This is a genomic window from Paenibacillus sp. 203, assembly GCF_037027525.1.
GTDB classification, from domain to species: domain Bacteria; phylum Bacillota; class Bacilli; order Paenibacillales; family Paenibacillaceae; genus Paenibacillus; species Paenibacillus polymyxa_B.
This window is the reverse complement of sequence record NZ_JAXCHD010000002.1, coordinates 374,750-391,142: the sequence shown is the minus strand read 5'-3', so window position 1 is coordinate 391,142 and position 16,393 is coordinate 374,750. Positions and strand designations below refer to the sequence as shown.

Here is a 16,393-nt window from a genome sequence, read left to right as displayed (position 1 = left end):
GCTTTGGATCGGACAAAGTATATTAAAGAAAGAGGTTCATGATGGCAGTAGCAACTGACCATCATGAACCTCTTTTTCTGCATTTCGGCGTGCTAAACTTCCAATATAGCCTTCAGCTTGGTGCAGTCTTCCAGTAACTCGGGCAGCTGACCCAAAAATAGAAGGAGGGCTTTCACGTGAGCTATTTCCACGTTTTCTTCCGAGAGTTCACCCTTTAATCTGCTTAGGATTTGCACATATTCATTCCGGGGAGCTTCATTTAATTTAGTTTGTTTCAGAACCGTATCCATACGTTGCAGTGCATAGGAGATTTGTTTTCCCTTGGTCCAGATTTGATCAGAATCTTCATGGAATACGGAATCGCGGCCCCACATGATTTGATGTTGAACATCAGGGCTCAGCATTCCTTGTGCCAGCATATCCGTAATGCTGAGCATAAATTCAGCCAGTGTTTGCTGCTCCGTCCAGGACAGCTCTGAATCGCTCAATCGGAGGGAATTGACAATCATGCTTTTGACGACAAACTCAATATCATACGCATAGTTTTTTATGGATTGTCCATAAGCATCAATTAAGAAATCAACCATCACGTTAGACAAATAAAGTTCAACACGATCAATGGCTTGTGCGATTTTTTCTTCCTTAGAACCGATTAAAGGGACGGAGTATACCAGCAAATGAACTTTATTCTTATAAATCCGGCCCAGCGCAATCAAATACAGTTGTCTCAACTTTTCACGGGAAGGTAGCTGGTGCTTCAAATAAAGTTCTTTAATATCTGCATCAAGAAGCTTTTCAATCAGGACGATTGTCCCCAGCAGCAACTCTTCTTTACTTTGAAAGTATTTATAAAAGGAAGCCTTCACCATCCCGCTTTCGCGGGCAATTTCATCCACCGAGGTGGCATCGTACCCTTTTTCAGAAAACAGGGAAAGGGCGGCATAGATAATATCTTCACTCGTTATTTTTTTCATTGTACCCCCAATTTTTTGCTCTGTCTCTTTAATTTCCAGCGGGCAATAACCATATACAGGGACGGAACCACAAACATCGTAAGAATGGTCGAGTACATCAATCCAAACATAATGGTATACGCCAGAGGTCTAAACATAAGTTCCCCAATAAGCGCAATCGGAATCAGACCGACAATGGCTGTCAGTGAAGTAAGCAATATGGGGCGGAAACGCGCTTTGGTCGCTGCAACAACAGCCTCCTTCAGTTCGATCCCTTCACGTCTTGCATCCTCAATAAACTCAATCAGCACAATGCCGTTACGTACGACAATACCTGCCAAGGTCATTAAGCCCAACACGCCCATAAAACTAACCGGCGTATTTAGAATGAACAAGCCAAGAAATCCGCCTGCTGCTGCCATATACACGGTAGTCAATATGATGAGTGGAGTCGAGAAAGAATAAAATTGCAAAAAGATCAGCATGAAGATTAATAGTATGACGACAACATATAACCATCCTATTTCTGATAAAATGTCATCTTGTCCTGAAATCTCGCCCCCAATTTCCCAAGTGTAGCCTGGAGGAAATTTAATATCCTGCAATTTAAGCTTGACATCCTTCATGACTTCGGAAGCTGTACGCCCGTGAACTTCAGCTTCAACAGTAATCGAACGTTTTAAATTATAATGGTTAATTTTTTGTGTTGCAAAGGATGGTTTCAACTCAGCCAATTGAGATAAAGGGATTTGAATACCATTGGCATTGGTCACATTCAATTGCTGAAACAAAATTTCAGGATTTTGATCGGTTTGGCTTAGCTTCAGCTTAATATTGATCAAATCTTTCCCCGTATCAAATCGGCTAAAGCTCACGCCATTACCCATTAACAAGAGTGTACGTGTCAGATCATTATTGCTTACCTGATATTGATCCATCGCTTGTTTGTTGATTTGGAAATCTAACGTATATCCTTCATTTTCCATATTATCTTGTATGTCCTGTGTTCCTCTGGTAGCCATAATGCCTTCTTTTAACTGCTGTGACAACGAACGCAACTGATCTACATCATTGCCTAAAATCCGAATGGAGATCGGCTTACCGAGAGGCACCCCTACTTTGGCTATTTTCAAGGAAATAGATTGACCCGGATAACGATCCTTTAAGATGGAGGGCCATTTGTCTGCCATTTCATCGGGATCAAATGCACCTTCTTCCCCAATAATAGCAATTTGACCCACGGTTGTGCCTGTTTTGGCGTCAGCGGTCATATCTTGAAACAACCGGGGAGCGTCGCCGCCAGCCGCATAACTGATCGTCTCCACATGAGGTTGCTGCTTCACCCATTTGGCAATATCCTCGGTGACCCGCTTGGTTTCTTCTATAGAAGTACCTGTAGGCATACGCACATTAATGCTTAATTCCGGATCGTTGGTTCTGGGGAACAGGTCGATCGGAATCAGAGCAAGTATGCCGTACAGCGTGGTACTGATCAATAATCCTAATGCAGCATATAATCCAGGTTGCTTAATGACTCTCGGAATCAGCTTGCTGGTATATACGTTACGAAGAGCATCAATTTGTTTTCCCAGCAGTCCCGACGGCTTCATGGTGGAGTTGGGCGTTTTTTGATTTCGTTGTCCATACCATTCTCTAAAGATTGGGATGACGGTAAAGGACATAAGCATGGAAGCCAATAACGTAAAGATAACAGCAAACGGTAGTGGTTTGATAAGGGAGCCTGCATCGCCTGATAAAAAGAACAGCGGGGCAAAGGAGGCTACAGTTGCCAGGGTTGCGGTCAAAATGGAAATGGAAACTTCTTTCGTTCCATTTAATGCTGCTATCTTGGGACTCTCGCCCAAGGTCATCATTCTGCGTTCAATATTATCATTAACCACCACAGCATCATCGACTAGAATCCCCATTACAATAATTAAGCCAATGACCGTAACCTGATTCAATGTTATTCCGAGCATAGGGAGAATAATGAGACCTATGGCGATTGAAATAGGAATAGCCAGTGCCACAAAAGAGGATGTAATCAGATTCAAGCCCAATGTACATACGATCACAACCGCCGCAATGGCAAACAGCAATTCACGGGTCAAGCCATGAAAAATATGATCAATCCGCTCGGTCTGTGAAAATAACGTATTCAGTTGAAACGTATTAGGCAGATCTGGTTTTAACAACTGCATTTCTATATTTACTTTGCTATAAATCGTGTCTACGTCAGAGCCGGTATTACCGTTAATCGTCAGCGTAATAGCTGGTTTACCGTTAAAAAAGGCCATATAGCTGCTGGTGTTATGTGTAAGCAATACGGTGCCCACATCACTGAGATACACAGGAGCACCGCTGTCTGTTCTGGAAATAATGACTTTACTCAAATCCTGAGCATCCTTGGATTGCTTTACATTCAAGCGATAGGTACGTTCATTGTAATCCAGATTGCCTATCGGATATTGCTCATTTTCCTTCTGCACTGCACTCATGAGCTGTTCCCAACTGATATGGTACTGTTGGAGCTTTTGAGCATCAATCTGAATCTGAACCTCTTGATCCGGTAATCCCTTGATTGTTACTTCCGATACACCGGGAATGGTTTTTAATTGATCCTTCCATGATATCACCATATCATTTAGTTGATACAATTGCTCCACAGAGTCCCCCGTGATGGCGTAGGAATGGATAAATACTTTATTCAAATCATCGTTAACGACAGGCTTTTGAGCATCTGTGGGCAGAAAAGATTGGGCATCGTTCATTTTTTTGCGTAATGTATCCCAGACTTCTGCGGCATTGGCGTTGCCTTCTGTCTCAATGATAATCGTCGAAAGTCCATTTTCGGATGTAGAAGAAATCTTTTTAATATGATTGATTTCTTTCATTTTTTGTTCCAGAGGCTTCGTGACCGTTTGTTCTACCTTTTGGGGGGTAGCTCCAGGGTAGAGGGTCGTGACCACAGCGGTTTTCTTGATAATATCCGGCGTTTCCTGCCGGGGAAGTTGAGAGACACTATATAGCCCGGCAACAATCGCCATGATAAAAATAAAGAGGGTCAGTTTTTTCTTTTTGATAAAATATGCAATCATTTGCTCGTTCCCCCCATGATCTGAACGAGCAGCCCATCGTAGATCAGGTTTACTCCGGTGGTAACGATACGATCCCCGACATTCAGCCCCTTGGTAATTTCAAGCTTATTGTTGGACATCTGACCGACATTCACGACCGTCTTGACCGCTTTGTTGTTCACCACTTTATAGACAAAAGTATCTGTACCGTTATTAATGACAGCTTTGGCTGGGAGCAAAATTTGCTCACTCTGAGTCAGTTGGCGGCCTGCCTTTATGACTTGTCCCGGAGCCCAATCATGCTGGGTGTTAGGAACAATCACTTCCACGTTGATACTGCCCGTATTGGTGTTGGTGGCCGGATAAATTTTACTGACCGTTCCTTCTCTGTTCTCATCGTACAGTTGAAGCTGGACTGTCTGACCTTGCTTCCAGTTCGTGATTTCATGATCGGGAACAGGGAGCAGCACCTTGAGCTTATCGATTTGTCCGATACGATATACCGGCTGTCCAGCGCTCGCCAATTGTCCCACCGTTGCTTTTTTCTCCAGAATAACGCCGGAAATGGGGGCTTTTAAAGCTGTCTTGGAGAGGGAAAGTTCGGCTTGCTTTTTGGCAATGACCGCTTGCTGATATGCCGCAGTTGAGTTATCTCGGGAGGCTCCAGCCTGTTCCTTCGCAGCGATAGCAGCTTCTTTCCCAGCTTGGGCTTGCTGTAGGCTGGATTCTGCCGATTGCCGATCTTCCAATGTTGCCCCCTCCTGGATTAAGGAGAGGGCTTCTTGTGTATCCTCCAGGTCCTTGGTGGCATTGGTCAAAGCGAGCTGCGCATTTTCATAATCGTTTTTGGTTGCAGCTCCCTGATCATATAAAAGCTTGGTGCGTTCAGCGGTAGCCTGTGCTTTAGTCAAAGCGGACTGTGCTCTTTGCACTTTGGTACGGACCTGTGCCCTTTCCTGCTCACGGGCACCCTTGTTCACTTTGTTAACTCCAGCTTGAGCTGCTGCCTTTTGCGCGTCGGCGGATTGAATGGAGGCATCTGCACTTGAAATGGCAGCTGTAGCATTTTTGATACCTGCCTGTGCTTCAAGAATAGCTGTACTAGCCTGCTCCAGTTGTAGCTGGTAGCTGGATGAATCAAGCATCGTCAAGATCTGCCCCTGGGATACGGAGTCTCCCACATTGACTACTGTGTCGCGAATCAGTCCGGATAACTCAAAAGATACGGAGGTATCCTCATAGGGCTGTAGTGTGCCTGAAAGGTCAAAAGAAGCAGACAGCGGTTCTTTTTTAACAACCATCGCTTCCACCTTTTGCTTTTGTTGTTCTGCTGCTTCATTATTACTCGATCCTGTAGATGAGCAAGCTGAGGTGAACAGAAGAATGAATATAGCAGATATGTAGAGACTGGGTTTTAACAAGATGATCATCCTTTCTGTCTTTTTGTACTTTGAAGTTTATTTATAAACTAATTAGTTCATAAGCGGATTATATGACCTGATTTGTGGCATGTCAACAACTGATTACAAAAAAATGTCCCAAATTCAGGATGCGAAAGGGAGCAGATTCAGGTCCGTGGAAGTACATGGTAGACAAACGTAAAAACGACCTTTCTCAAAAGAAGAGAAAGGTCGTTAAGAAAATAAATATAGCTGTTTAGCCGACTAATTTACGGAATAAGCTGCGTACAGCCCACTTGCGCTCACTTCGTTTACGGTATTTGGGCAGAGAGCGATAGACGGCAATGGACTGGTTAAAGGCTACAGTGGCTTCATCCTTGCGTCCCAGCATACGGTACATCAGGCCTGTCAGATAATAGCTCTCACTGGAGGAAAACTGAATTTCCTGAAATTGCTGCAGATAATGAAGTGACTTATTTACGTCGCGTTCTTTGAAAGCAGCGGCTAAATGCAAATAAGGCTCACCGTATTGCACCCGCGGGTTAATATCCAGTGCTTTCAGTAAATCCTGTTCTCCATCCTCCAGATGGTTTGTGTGTACTTCAGCCGTTCCCCGTGCGTTCCAATAGTCTGCTGATTCTTCATAACGGGATTGAATTTCCAATAACAGCTCCAAAGCCTGAGGATATTTCTTGCTTTCGATCCAGATACGAGCCAAATCGAACTTGGCAGCCACATCGTTGGCGTTTAGCGTAATCTGTTGGCGCAATCGAGCGGCATTGCGTCTTCTTTTCCATGGTTTGCTGATGCTGGGCAATACACCGACAAAGCTGCGATCCAATATATAGATCACGATTAGGAGTACGAGCATTGCCAAAAACGGGTTGCCGAGCAAACTCCATAGTAGAGAGAAAATTAAAAATTTCCCAATCATTTTGCTCCAATCCTCCTGTGCATGTAACAATCCATACTTTCCACATTATAGCATAGTGTTACTTTAAGGGTCATTAGCATGATGAGATTTGGAAGGATGGTAGAGGGGCGAGAAGAAACATACTTATTTGTGATGCTCGATGTATAGTTTTACGAGAAAAGGAACCTTTTTTTATTCCCGCCAAAAGGTTGAACAGTCTGCCTTATCCAAAATATTAAACTCGATCATTTTCTCAAGTAATGAGAAATCAACTGGACTATCCCACTGGATACGTACCAACTGCTTGGTGTGATCATAGCCAGCCTGCACAATTAACTCAGAAAAATGATTAATCCCTGCCTTTTCAGGGGCAACGGCCAAATGATGTTTGGCTACGCTAAAGCCAATAATAAATGTGCCGTGATCCGTAAACATAGGCTGACTCCACGCAATTTTTGCCATTAAATTTGGAAACTTCTTGGTTACCCAAGCCAAAACCTCTTGCGTTCGAGCCCGATGTTGGGGGTTATCAATATGCGCTAAATATTCTGCAAAAGCTTCCATGTTGTTCCCTCCTTAATTAAAAATTATATCGTTCAGAAAAGTCCCTCAAACCTATTTGTCGTTAAAACTCCTCACAGAATGGCTCAGACAGATTCTTAACAACACCTATTTCCAACTATATATATTTTCAAACTAAATAGTCAAAATGGTTTAACTATCATTTTATCGCAGCAACATGTTTCTTAAGGAGTAATTGTCTGTTGAAAAAATATAAAAATATATTTAGATATAAAAAAATACCTTTTATGGCCTGTTATATTCCTCAGCAAGAATAGAGTACAAATATGAATCATGAAACTTGCCTTTGTAGTACCAGTGTTCACGCATCAAACCTTCACGTTGCATTCCGATCTGTTGCATAACCTTCTCAGAAGCCTTGTTTTCTGGACGACATGTTGCATAAATACGGTGGACAGCAAGTGTGCTAAATCCAAAGTCTAGTAACGCTCGTGCTGCCTCTGCTACATAACCCTTCCCTTGATAATCTGGATTCAAAACGTAACCCATTTCTGCATTAGTATCTTTGACATGAATACCAACACCGCCGATCAGGGTTCCATTGTCTTTCAGACAAACGGCTAGTTCATAGTCTTGTCGTGGCTGTTCCTGCTGTGAAGCTAGAACTTGTTCTATATATGCCTTTGTATCTTCTTCTGTATTTGGTCCCCAGGCCGTATATCTAGTAACTTCAGGCAATGACGTGTAGGTATGTATACTTTCCCAATCGGATCTGCCAATATCACGAATGATGAGCCGATTTGTCTCAAATTGCATAACGATTCCTCCTGTCTATAATCAACAGACTCTACTTAGTATTTTAAAACGATTAACATCTCAATCCAATCTTTTATGCGTTCGTAGCCTTTAAACGTGAGACCTCCATTTAACAATGAACCTAGACCTTTTGCCGCCTGAACGCAAACCGCAAGGGAGGCGTCCGGCAAAAGGCAATCAGAAGATATTGAATGTGGTACTGGAATCCTCCTGTTATTGGCTATCTGATTCGTCCTAAAACAGCCTGCACGCTGTGACGAAACGTTTCTGCCATTTATCATCAAACGTGTCAAAATGAACGCCGCGTTCTTTGGAGAAGGTATGCAGCAATGTGTTGTTCCCTGCATAGATCGCCACATGGCCGATCTCCAGGCCGCGTGCGCTGAAGAACAGCAGATCGCCTTTGCGCAGCTCGTTCAGCCCGACCTTCCGGCCTTTTTTAGCCTGATCGTAAGAGACACGGGGGAGGTCGATAGAGAGCGTATGCCGGAACACTTCCTCCACAAATGAAGAACAATCAAAGGTCGATGTCTGGCCGCTTGCTGCTCCGAATTCATAAGGAGTACCAAGGAATTTCTCTCCGTAGGCGATCAGTTCATCTCCTTGTCGTTCCACCAGGGATGGGCTGGTATAATCGCTGTATTTGGGTTTAGCCGATATGTATCCGGTCAGGTTGTCTTTAGTGCGCACTTCCAGCCAGAGAGCATTGACCTCGCGAATGACATGAACCTTTTCGTCGGCTGGAATAAGCCGTAGGGAAGAGGAAGCTATCGATGAATCCGGTTTGCTGCGCAGGTTGACCCCGAAAAGAACCGTTGTGAAAAAATCGTCCCTGGAGGCAATTCGGATGGTCCGGGTCAAGGCCTCCCACTTTACTGTGCTCCCAAGTGCTTCGCTTACAAAACGCAGTGGAATCATCGTGTTGCCCTCAACAATCCGTCCTGGAACATTCAGGGACAGCGTATCGCCGTTTAAGGTGGCAGCGAGTTCCCCGATGCGATAGGTCAGCACCGTGTCGTTTTTGGTTGCCGTTACGGTTTTGCCGGATCCATCCCAGGAAAGCCTGGCTCCTTGCGCCTCAAACAACTGGCGCATGGGGATGAGCGTTGTCCCGTCTAGCAGCAGCGGCTGGACGGCAAGCTGAAGCGGGCGGTCATCTACATAAACGATTGTCACCGGAGTCGTCCGTACCGACTTTGCATACGACGGGTTTGCCTGGAGCAGTGATACCGCTAGCAGAGCTAGCAATACTTTCTTGTTGATTGTCATGCTGTTATCACCTCATTGTGAATATGTTCATCTAAGTTGTACGAGACTGCATCCGATTAGTTGTGTACTAAATATTGGGTTCATTTAATAAAACAAAACAAACAAACATAAAACAAAATAATATCTGTGTTTTATTATTGACATCAAAACAAAGTAAAGATAAAATTATATGTGTGAAATATTTCACTTTATAGATTGATTCCCTATTTAGCGAGGCATTAAGAAGTGAATTCTTAGGAGGCCGATTTTTTATGAGTGCACATGTATTTTTTGTACCATCTATCAATCTTATGGGAACAGGGTGTTTACATGAAGTTGGGCCGTATATAAAAGAACTGAATTTAAACAAAGCTCTAGTCGTTACGGATAAATTTTTGATGAAGAATGGCATTGCAGGCAAGGTTACATCTTTGCTGGATGATATTGGATTGAACTATGCGGTATACGATGAAGTAAAACCAAATCCGACCTGTAAAAATGTACATGATGGTGTTCAGTTTCTGCAAGAAAACGGATGTGACTTTTTAATTTCGATTGGCGGAGGATCACCACAGGATACGGCTAAGGGAATCGGCATTATTGCTACCAATGGGGGACATATAACCGAGTATGAGGGCGTTCATAAATCCACGCATAAATCGCTTCCTATTGTGGCTATTAATACCACAGCAGGAACATCGGCTGAAATCACGATTAATTATGTCATTACGGACGAAGAGCGCAAGGTCAAGATGGTTATGGTGGATAAGAATAGTGTAGCTACGATTTCGGTCAACGACCCTGAACTGATGGTAGATAAACCCGCCGCATTAACGGCAGCTACAGGACTAGATGCTTTGACTCACGCTATTGAAGCTTTGGTTACGCCAGGCTCCTATCCTGTAACGGATGCGACTGCGTTGGCAGCAGTAGAGATTATTTTTAATCATTTGGCTCGTACGGTAAGCAACGGTCATGATATAGAAGCACGAGAGCAAATGGTATACGCTATTTTCTTGGGAGGACTTGCATTTAATAATGCTGGATTGGGTTACGTTCATGCAATGGCGCATCAGCTTGGCGGCGTATACGATTTGCCTCATGGTGTTTGCAATGCCATGCTGCTGCCAATTGTGGAGGAGGAGAACGCCAAGCATGTACCAGAGAAATTTCGTGCCATCGCTAAGGTCATCGGTTTTGAAGATAAGGGGAAAACGGATAAGGAATGCGCAGACTATGTAATCCAAAGAATCAAAGACCTGTCGAAGGAAGTTGGGATTCCTTCCAAACTTTCTGAACTGGGTGTAAATGAAGTGGATTTGGAACTGCTTGCCGAGAACTCAATGAAGGATGCTTGCGCTCCGGGCAATCCGTTCATACCTAGCAAAGAACAAGTTATCGAGATGTTTAAGAAAATTCTTTAAATAAAAGGTACAATTATTTTACTAAATACTTTAAGGGCTGTCCCAGGAAATGATCGAAGAATACTAGGAACGGCCCTTTTTATTTGCATTTTCTACTAAGAGATTTGTGAGACTAGAGATAAGACAACCCCATTGAAGATTAATGGCACAGCTCTTTCGGCTAAAGCTATAGGAGACTCTTTTTTTCCTTCCGCATTCCAACGAAAGGTAACACCATAAATGGACCAGCTTAATATGTTCGCGGCAAGTTCTAACGTTCTTTGGTCTGTATTATTGGCTTCTCTTGTTATGAGTTGAAGTATGAAGTGCTCTAATTGATTCTTAATATGTTCTTCCAGGATCGGTGCCACTGAATTATATTTATGAACGCATTGGTTACTTGAGTCGTGATAGTCACATAACGAAAGAATAAGTTTCTGAATGGTCTCCTCCGACAAACGTGCCTCAGCATCAATCCTTTTGATAACATACTCCAAAAATGCGTCTGACAAAAGGGTTTCAAGCAGTGCATATTTATCTTGAAAATGTGCATAGAACGTGGCACGGTTAATGGTGGCTTTTTGGGTAATGTCATTGATCGTAATCGTGTAGAAGTCTTTCTTATTTAATTGGTCAACGAATGCGTCGAGAATTAATCTACGTGTTCGAATGACGCGCGGATCATTTGGGTTGGGTGAAGTTACACCAGGCATCTCAAGACACTCCTTTCAGGTAAATCAAATGATTTCCCCATTATAAACATGTGTTGTTTTATCAACAAGTGAATTTAGATATACAACAATTTCATAACCCTTTTGGTTAAGCAACAGAAAGAACATTTTGTCGGTTGAATGATAAATTAAACATTGCTAACATTTTACTTGCACCCCGTTTGATGATGCACGAGCCTTCTATATAATCCTTTTAAAACGATAAAAGAAAATGAGGAGGTACAAGCCTTGAGTAATCAACCGCAAAATGTCCATTCAACAGAAGCTTTATTTCAACCTTATACCATTCATAATCTGACCTTACAGTCTCGTATTGTAATGCCGGCAATGGGCCGCGCTTTTTCACCCAATGGTGTGCCAGGACCGGATGTAGCCGCTTATTATCGCCGTCGCGCAGAGAATAATGTAGGTCTTATTATTACTGAAGGCGCAGTGATTGACCATCCGGCTGGAACAAGTGAGCCGAGGATACCTAATTTTTATGGGGAAGCGGCTTTAAACGGTTGGGCTGAAGTGGTCAGACAGGTTCATGAAGCTGGTAGTAAAATTTTCCCACAGCTTTGGCATATGGGAATGGCTCGTCCTTTGGGATCTCAGCCGAATCCGGAAGCACTATCGATTGGTCCATCGGGGCTGGATCTGGATGGTAATAAAGTGACCGAGCCGATGACAGAAGAAGAAATCGCCAAGGTCATTGGCGCCTATGTCGATGCAGCGGCGAATGCAAAACGACTGGGCTTTGACGGCGTTGAAATTCACGGAGCACACGGTTATCTGGTTGATCAATTCTTTTGGGAGAGAACGAACCAACGTACGGATCGCTATGGTGGCGATATCATAAAACGTGCACAATTCGCCATTGAGCTTGTGGAAGCTATTCGTGCTGAGGTTGGCCCTGACTACCCTATTGCCATGCGTCTATCCCAATGGAAAATGAATGATTACAACGCAAAGCCGTTCGATACACCGGATAAACTGGGGCAGCTACTGAATGTGTTAGTACAAGCGGGCGTGGACATCTTCCATTGCTCGACACGTCGCTTTTGGGTACCTGAATTTGAAGGCTCCGATTTGAGCTTTGCCGGATGGGTGAAGAAGCTGACTGGAAAAACCACGATTACGGTTGGTTCTGTAGGTCTGGATGAGGATTTTGTAAGTTATACGGAAGGGAAAGGGGCAGGGCACCAAGATATTAATGAACTTCTGGAACGGCTGGACAACAATGAATTTGACTTGGTAGCTGTTGGGCGTGCGCTTCTGGGAGATCCTACTTGGGCTACGAAAATACGTGAAGGCCGAATTCATGATCTTCAAACCTTTACACCTGAGGTACTTCAAACGCTCAACTAAAACATATCATACTTTGAACACCACTTCATTTCATAAATAAACACTGTAAGCCAAAATACTCAAAGTGAGGTAAGGAACTTTGGTATTTTGGCTTTTTTATGCGTCTGCGATAGTAGTCCATCATGAACCATTTTAGATTAAGTCATATTTGCTTTAAAGTTTTCTTTTCTTGGGTAATTTAGATTTCATTATAACAGACTTAATCCTAGTTCTTTGAAATCATTCATATACTAAAACCAGATCAGACTGACACCAATACTTGATATATATATATGTCTATGTAATAATGCTTGTATGTTAAAAAATAATGCAGCTGCACTGATAGGAACCATTAGAGACTTGATCAATAAATTGATTGTGTCTGAGCTTGAAGCGAATGGAATTGAAGGGATTGTTCCTACTCATGGTGGAATTCTAATGTTCCTTTATCAAAAGGATGGGCTTTCCATTAAGGAATTGACGCAAAAAATTTCTCGGCAGCAACCCACTGTCACTGTTTTGATCGACAAGCTAGTGAAGTTGGGATATGTCGAAAGAAAAAAAGAAAGGGAGGATAGTCGAGTTACCCTGATATTTCTGACCGATAAGGGAAGAGAGATAGAGCCTATATTTGAGATGATCTCCAACAGATTACAAGAAACGATCTATGGTGGTCTTAAAGATGAAGAAAAAGAACAGCTGGAATATTTGCTGGAGCATGTCAAAAACAGATTATAAATTTTTTTAAGTAAATGTATAGATATCTATATTAATATCAAAATAACAATAAAACATCGGGAGGTTATTAAAATGAAACATCTTATCATCTATGCTCACTCTAACGCAGAAAGCTTTAATCATGCGATACTCGAAACGGTTGTAAATACCTTGAAAGAAAAAGGTGACGAAGTCGTTGTACGCGATCTATATGCCCTTGATTTTCAACCTGTATTAAAACCTGAGGATACTGCCGCTATGAGAGCAGGGCAAACCCCAGCTGATATCAAAGTCGAGCAGGAATACATCTCACAATCGGATACGATTACTTTTATTTCTCCCATCTGGTGGACAGGTCTTCCGGCTATCCTGAAAGGTTACGTTGACCGTGTATTTGCATACGGCTTTGCATATACGGCTGGTGCAGAAGGGATTAATAAGCTGCTTAGAGGTAAAAAAGGTTTTATCGTAAATACACATGGCACTCCCAACGCGATCTACGATGAAATCGGTATGACCGCAGGATTGAAGATCACATCAGATACGGGAATTTTTGATTTCGTTGGAATTGAATCCGTCGGTCACTTACTGCTTGGAAGTATTGGTTACCTTGATGAAGATGGCTATAAAGGACTGCTGAAGCAAGTCCAAGATACGGTTAAAACGGTGCTGTAAAGTCAGTTTATGTTCTCTTAGAAACGTAAGACATTCTTTAAATGATGAGGTCAACCCGTATTTAGTGGTTGGCCTTTTCTTATAGTGCTTATATATCTTCAACATCCCGGTTCATAGATCTTTGAATTTGTAATAGCATCTTGGGGCAGATATAACTGGAAATTCAAGGGTGTGTTGAAGCATGACTCTATGATCTTTCGACGGTTTTGGTGAAGAGTAAACCGTTTCATGTTATATAAACAACTCCTTTACCGTAAACTGGCAAGAGGTGATCAAGCGTATTTTTTCTTATTCGACGCTGAGCTCATTAACCCTTGTATTAAAATTCACAAATATTTCATTGTTATTATCGTGGGCAATTCATTATAGTACATAGTATTAATAGTTAACTGTATGTATTATGTGTGTTGCGGAGGTTCACTATGAAAGATTATGAACTAAGGGACGAATTGAGAGAATCCGTTAACCGGATTTATGGCATGGAATTATTCAGTAGCCTGACGGAGCTTGTTCAGGGGGAAAACCATGTGCTTCAATATTTAGTTCAGCATCGAGATGATGAAATTAATCCTTCCTTGCTCAGCGATCATCTGCATGTATCCAGATCAAGAATTACGGCAGCGCTTACGGGATTAAGGAAAAAAGGCTATGTGACTATGGAAATGTCTGAGCATGACAGACGACGAATGTGTGTAAGGCTCACAGTAGATGGTGAATCCTTGATCAAACAGAAGCAAGAGAGAATTGAAGGTTATTTTGAAGCGCTTGTAGTAGGTTTGGGTGAGAAGAATGTGAAGGAATTTATACGGTTAATTGAGCTTTCTTTGAGTATTATGAATGCGCGTTCTATTGAAAAATAACATAATGTGAGGGTGTACCGGGTGAGATATAAAATAATAGCGGATAGCTGCTGTGATTTAACGAGAGAGCTTAGAGAAGAGATGCAAGTTACTACGATTCCGTTGAATATGACGCTGGGAGATAAATGCTTTGTAGATGATGACACATTGGACTTGCCTCAGTTTATGGAAGAAATGAAAGCCTGTACAACCAAAATTGGATCCGCATCACCGTCACCTATGCTGTATAAGGAAGCCTTTCAAGGTGCGCATACTTCTTTTGCCATTACATTATCCAGCAACCTGTCCAGTTCGTATTCCAGTGCATTGGTAGGAAAAGATATGGCGGAAGAAGAAGGGGCGGATGTTCATGTGTTTGATTCGAAAAGCGCTTCGGCTGGACAGCTCTTGTTAGCTCTAAAACTACGCAAGTTGATTGACGAGGGATATCATAAAAGCGAAATTATTTCTTCCTTGGAGAGCTTTATAAGCAAGATGAAAACCTACTTTGTTTTAGAAAATCTGGATAATTTGGTTAAGAACGGACGAATGAATAAAATCACTGGAAAGATACTTTCACTCTTGCATATCAGGCCTATTTTAGGCTCGGATGGTGACGGGAATATCGCATTTTTTACTCAAGCACGCGGTCAGAATCAAATTATCGAAAAGCTGGCAGATACTATTGAAAAAAGTGGCCGGGCTACCGAAGGAGAAAGCATCGTCATTACTCACTGCAATAATCCTGGGCTGGCGGAAAAATTAATGAATGCGCTGAAGAAACGCTATCAATTTAAAGATATTCATATTGTGTCCACCAGAGGGATTAGTTCAATGTACGCCAATGACAAAGGGATCATTATGGCCTTTTAAAAATATTCAGGGTTTATCCTCGCTGTATGGATAAACCCTTTTTAGTACACGGAGACTTTGCGGGAGTTCAAGCCTATCCCAATTTTCTAATGAGGACAGAAGCGTTTATGCTGGCTTGAGTTCCTCCGGCTTGTGTTTGCAGGGTAACAGCAGTAGTAGAGCTATGGTTTCGCAAAGTAAGGACGTCACCGCATGCCAGAGCGAGGATGGCTTGCCCTGTGTTCTGTTGTGTCCCGGCTCCTGAGCCGTATACAGTTCCCTCAGCCAGTGCGCCATTAATAAAGAGGGCGAATTGGTTAGGTTCCACACCGGACACCGAAAAGTGAACTTCATATTTTCCAGCATCGGATACAGCAATCTGTGTAGTTCCTGGAACATGAGCAATTCCAGGTGTAAGTATACCGTTTGTATCCAAAATGACATCCCCTTCAATCGGAACAACTTGGGGCTTCACATTATAAATATAACCGAACTGCGCTAAATCACCTATGGTTCCAGAATCCCCTTCAGGCCCTAAAGCGCCATGATTAATATTCACACTTACAAGTTGTTTTTTGACGATGATATCTTTTCCAAACCCTTTCCGTTTCGAGCGGCCTTTTCTCTTTGGGGGCTTCTCCTCAAACTTTTTTTCTAACTTATCAAACCAGGCACGGACAAAAACATTTTTTTTACGGCCTTTTTTTCGTTTTAATTCAGCATGACCCAATACAAACACCTCCATATGGTTTGTTGTATACTACTCCATTCATCTAGAGGAGGCATGGATATCTGTCCTGTGATCCATAGGAAACGATCTATTTTGACTAAAAACAGGCTACTGTACAAGGTACATTCGTCTAGTATGTAAAAAAGCACCTTTGAATGTGCACTTGGATGATAACCAAGGAACAGACA

15 protein-coding genes are annotated in these 16,393 nt (G+C 42.6%); 6 read left to right on the top strand and 9 right to left on the bottom strand.

Going from position 1 to position 16,393, the window contains the following annotated elements:
* Nucleotides 1-92: 92 nt before the first annotated feature.
* The 7 genes from WA407_RS04985 to WA407_RS04955 all read right to left on the bottom strand — a co-directional run bounded on the left by WA407_RS04985 (nt 93) and on the right by WA407_RS04955 (nt 8,950).
* Complete coding sequence (locus WA407_RS04985; protein ID WP_235308092.1) at nt 93-974, bottom strand: TetR/AcrR family transcriptional regulator; 882 nt, start codon at nt 972-974, stop codon at nt 93-95.
* Complete coding sequence (locus WA407_RS04980) at nt 971-4,051, bottom strand: efflux RND transporter permease subunit (RefSeq protein WP_336076895.1); 3,081 nt, start codon at nt 4,049-4,051, stop codon at nt 971-973. The genes WA407_RS04985 and WA407_RS04980 overlap by 4 nt, the downstream gene beginning before the upstream one ends.
* Nucleotides 4,048-5,460, bottom strand: coding sequence for an efflux RND transporter periplasmic adaptor subunit (locus WA407_RS04975; RefSeq protein WP_442952022.1), 1,413 nt, complete (start codon nt 5,458-5,460; stop codon nt 4,048-4,050). The genes WA407_RS04980 and WA407_RS04975 overlap by 4 nt, the downstream gene beginning before the upstream one ends.
* Before the next feature lie 226 nt (nt 5,461-5,686).
* Complete coding sequence (locus WA407_RS04970) at nt 5,687-6,364, bottom strand: tetratricopeptide repeat protein (protein ID WP_235308095.1); 678 nt, start codon at nt 6,362-6,364, stop codon at nt 5,687-5,689.
* A 171-nt stretch (nt 6,365-6,535) separates the two neighbouring features.
* Nucleotides 6,536-6,907: an iron chaperone gene (locus tag WA407_RS04965; protein WP_025718556.1), complete on the bottom strand. Its 372-nt coding sequence runs from the start codon at nt 6,905-6,907 to the stop codon at nt 6,536-6,538.
* 243 nt (nt 6,908-7,150) lie between these two features.
* Nucleotides 7,151-7,681: a GNAT family N-acetyltransferase gene (locus tag WA407_RS04960; RefSeq protein WP_235308096.1), complete on the bottom strand. Its 531-nt coding sequence runs from the start codon at nt 7,679-7,681 to the stop codon at nt 7,151-7,153.
* 234 nt (nt 7,682-7,915) lie between these two features.
* Complete coding sequence (locus tag WA407_RS04955) at nt 7,916-8,950, bottom strand: C40 family peptidase (RefSeq protein ID WP_235308097.1); 1,035 nt, start codon at nt 8,948-8,950, stop codon at nt 7,916-7,918.
* Between the two features lie 251 nt (nt 8,951-9,201).
* On the opposite strand from WA407_RS04955, the gene WA407_RS04950 reads away from it, so the two are divergent.
* Entirely contained in the window at nt 9,202-10,353 is a 1,152-nt protein-coding gene (locus WA407_RS04950) for an iron-containing alcohol dehydrogenase (RefSeq protein WP_235308098.1), read from the top strand.
* 95 nt (nt 10,354-10,448) lie between these two features.
* Here WA407_RS04950 and WA407_RS04945 read toward each other — a convergent pair whose 3' ends face one another.
* Nucleotides 10,449-11,045, bottom strand: a complete 597-nt coding sequence (locus WA407_RS04945) for a TetR family transcriptional regulator (protein ID WP_336076894.1) — start codon at nt 11,043-11,045, stop codon at nt 10,449-10,451.
* Nucleotides 11,046-11,291: 246 nt separating this feature from the next.
* Between WA407_RS04945 and WA407_RS04940 the strand changes: the two genes are divergently transcribed.
* The 5 genes from WA407_RS04940 (at nt 11,292) to WA407_RS04920 (ending at nt 15,496) form a co-directional block, all read left to right on the top strand.
* Complete coding sequence (locus tag WA407_RS04940) at nt 11,292-12,413, top strand: NADH:flavin oxidoreductase (RefSeq protein WP_336076893.1); 1,122 nt, start codon at nt 11,292-11,294, stop codon at nt 12,411-12,413.
* A gap of 294 nt (nt 12,414-12,707) precedes the next feature.
* Entirely contained in the window at nt 12,708-13,130 is a 423-nt protein-coding gene (locus WA407_RS04935) for a MarR family winged helix-turn-helix transcriptional regulator (RefSeq protein WP_235308101.1), read from the top strand.
* A 72-nt stretch (nt 13,131-13,202) separates the two neighbouring features.
* On the top strand, nt 13,203-13,784 hold the full coding sequence (locus WA407_RS04930) for an NAD(P)H-dependent oxidoreductase (protein WP_235308102.1): 582 nt from the start codon (nt 13,203-13,205) through the stop codon (nt 13,782-13,784).
* A 422-nt stretch (nt 13,785-14,206) separates the two neighbouring features.
* A complete protein-coding gene (locus tag WA407_RS04925) occupies nt 14,207-14,644 on the top strand; it encodes a MarR family winged helix-turn-helix transcriptional regulator (RefSeq protein ID WP_235308103.1) in 438 nt (145 codons plus the stop codon).
* A gap of 21 nt (nt 14,645-14,665) precedes the next feature.
* On the top strand, nt 14,666-15,496 hold the full coding sequence (locus WA407_RS04920; protein WP_025718529.1) for a DegV family protein: 831 nt from the start codon (nt 14,666-14,668) through the stop codon (nt 15,494-15,496).
* A 73-nt stretch (nt 15,497-15,569) separates the two neighbouring features.
* On the opposite strand, the gene WA407_RS04915 is transcribed toward WA407_RS04920, so the two are convergent.
* A complete protein-coding gene (locus tag WA407_RS04915) occupies nt 15,570-16,205 on the bottom strand; it encodes a BclA C-terminal domain-containing protein (RefSeq protein ID WP_336076891.1) in 636 nt (211 codons plus the stop codon).
* Nucleotides 16,206-16,393 lie beyond the last annotated feature (188 nt).

What these genes read in the sequence shown, in the direction of transcription:
- WA407_RS04945 (WP_336076894.1), bottom strand. Translation starts at nt 11,045, where the DNA reads ATGCCTGGTGTAACTTCACCCAACCCAAATGATCCGCGCGTCATTCGA.
- WA407_RS04965 (WP_025718556.1), bottom strand. Translation starts at nt 6,907, where the DNA reads ATGGAAGCTTTTGCAGAATATTTAGCGCATATTGATAACCCCCAACAT.
- WA407_RS04975 (WP_442952022.1), bottom strand. Translation starts at nt 5,460, where the DNA reads ATGATCATCTTGTTAAAACCCAGTCTCTACATATCTGCTATATTCATT.
- WA407_RS04980 (WP_336076895.1), bottom strand. Translation starts at nt 4,051, where the DNA reads ATGATTGCATATTTTATCAAAAAGAAAAAACTGACCCTCTTTATTTTT.
- WA407_RS04935 (WP_235308101.1), top strand. Translation starts at nt 12,708, where the DNA reads ATGTTAAAAAATAATGCAGCTGCACTGATAGGAACCATTAGAGACTTG.
- WA407_RS04960 (WP_235308096.1), bottom strand. Translation starts at nt 7,681, where the DNA reads ATGCAATTTGAGACAAATCGGCTCATCATTCGTGATATTGGCAGATCC.
- WA407_RS04955 (WP_235308097.1), bottom strand. Translation starts at nt 8,950, where the DNA reads ATGACAATCAACAAGAAAGTATTGCTAGCTCTGCTAGCGGTATCACTG.
- WA407_RS04930 (WP_235308102.1), top strand. Translation starts at nt 13,203, where the DNA reads ATGAAACATCTTATCATCTATGCTCACTCTAACGCAGAAAGCTTTAAT.
- WA407_RS04985 (WP_235308092.1), bottom strand. Translation starts at nt 974, where the DNA reads ATGAAAAAAATAACGAGTGAAGATATTATCTATGCCGCCCTTTCCCTG.
- WA407_RS04950 (WP_235308098.1), top strand. Translation starts at nt 9,202, where the DNA reads ATGAGTGCACATGTATTTTTTGTACCATCTATCAATCTTATGGGAACA.
- WA407_RS04925 (WP_235308103.1), top strand. Translation starts at nt 14,207, where the DNA reads ATGAAAGATTATGAACTAAGGGACGAATTGAGAGAATCCGTTAACCGG.
- WA407_RS04970 (WP_235308095.1), bottom strand. Translation starts at nt 6,364, where the DNA reads ATGATTGGGAAATTTTTAATTTTCTCTCTACTATGGAGTTTGCTCGGC.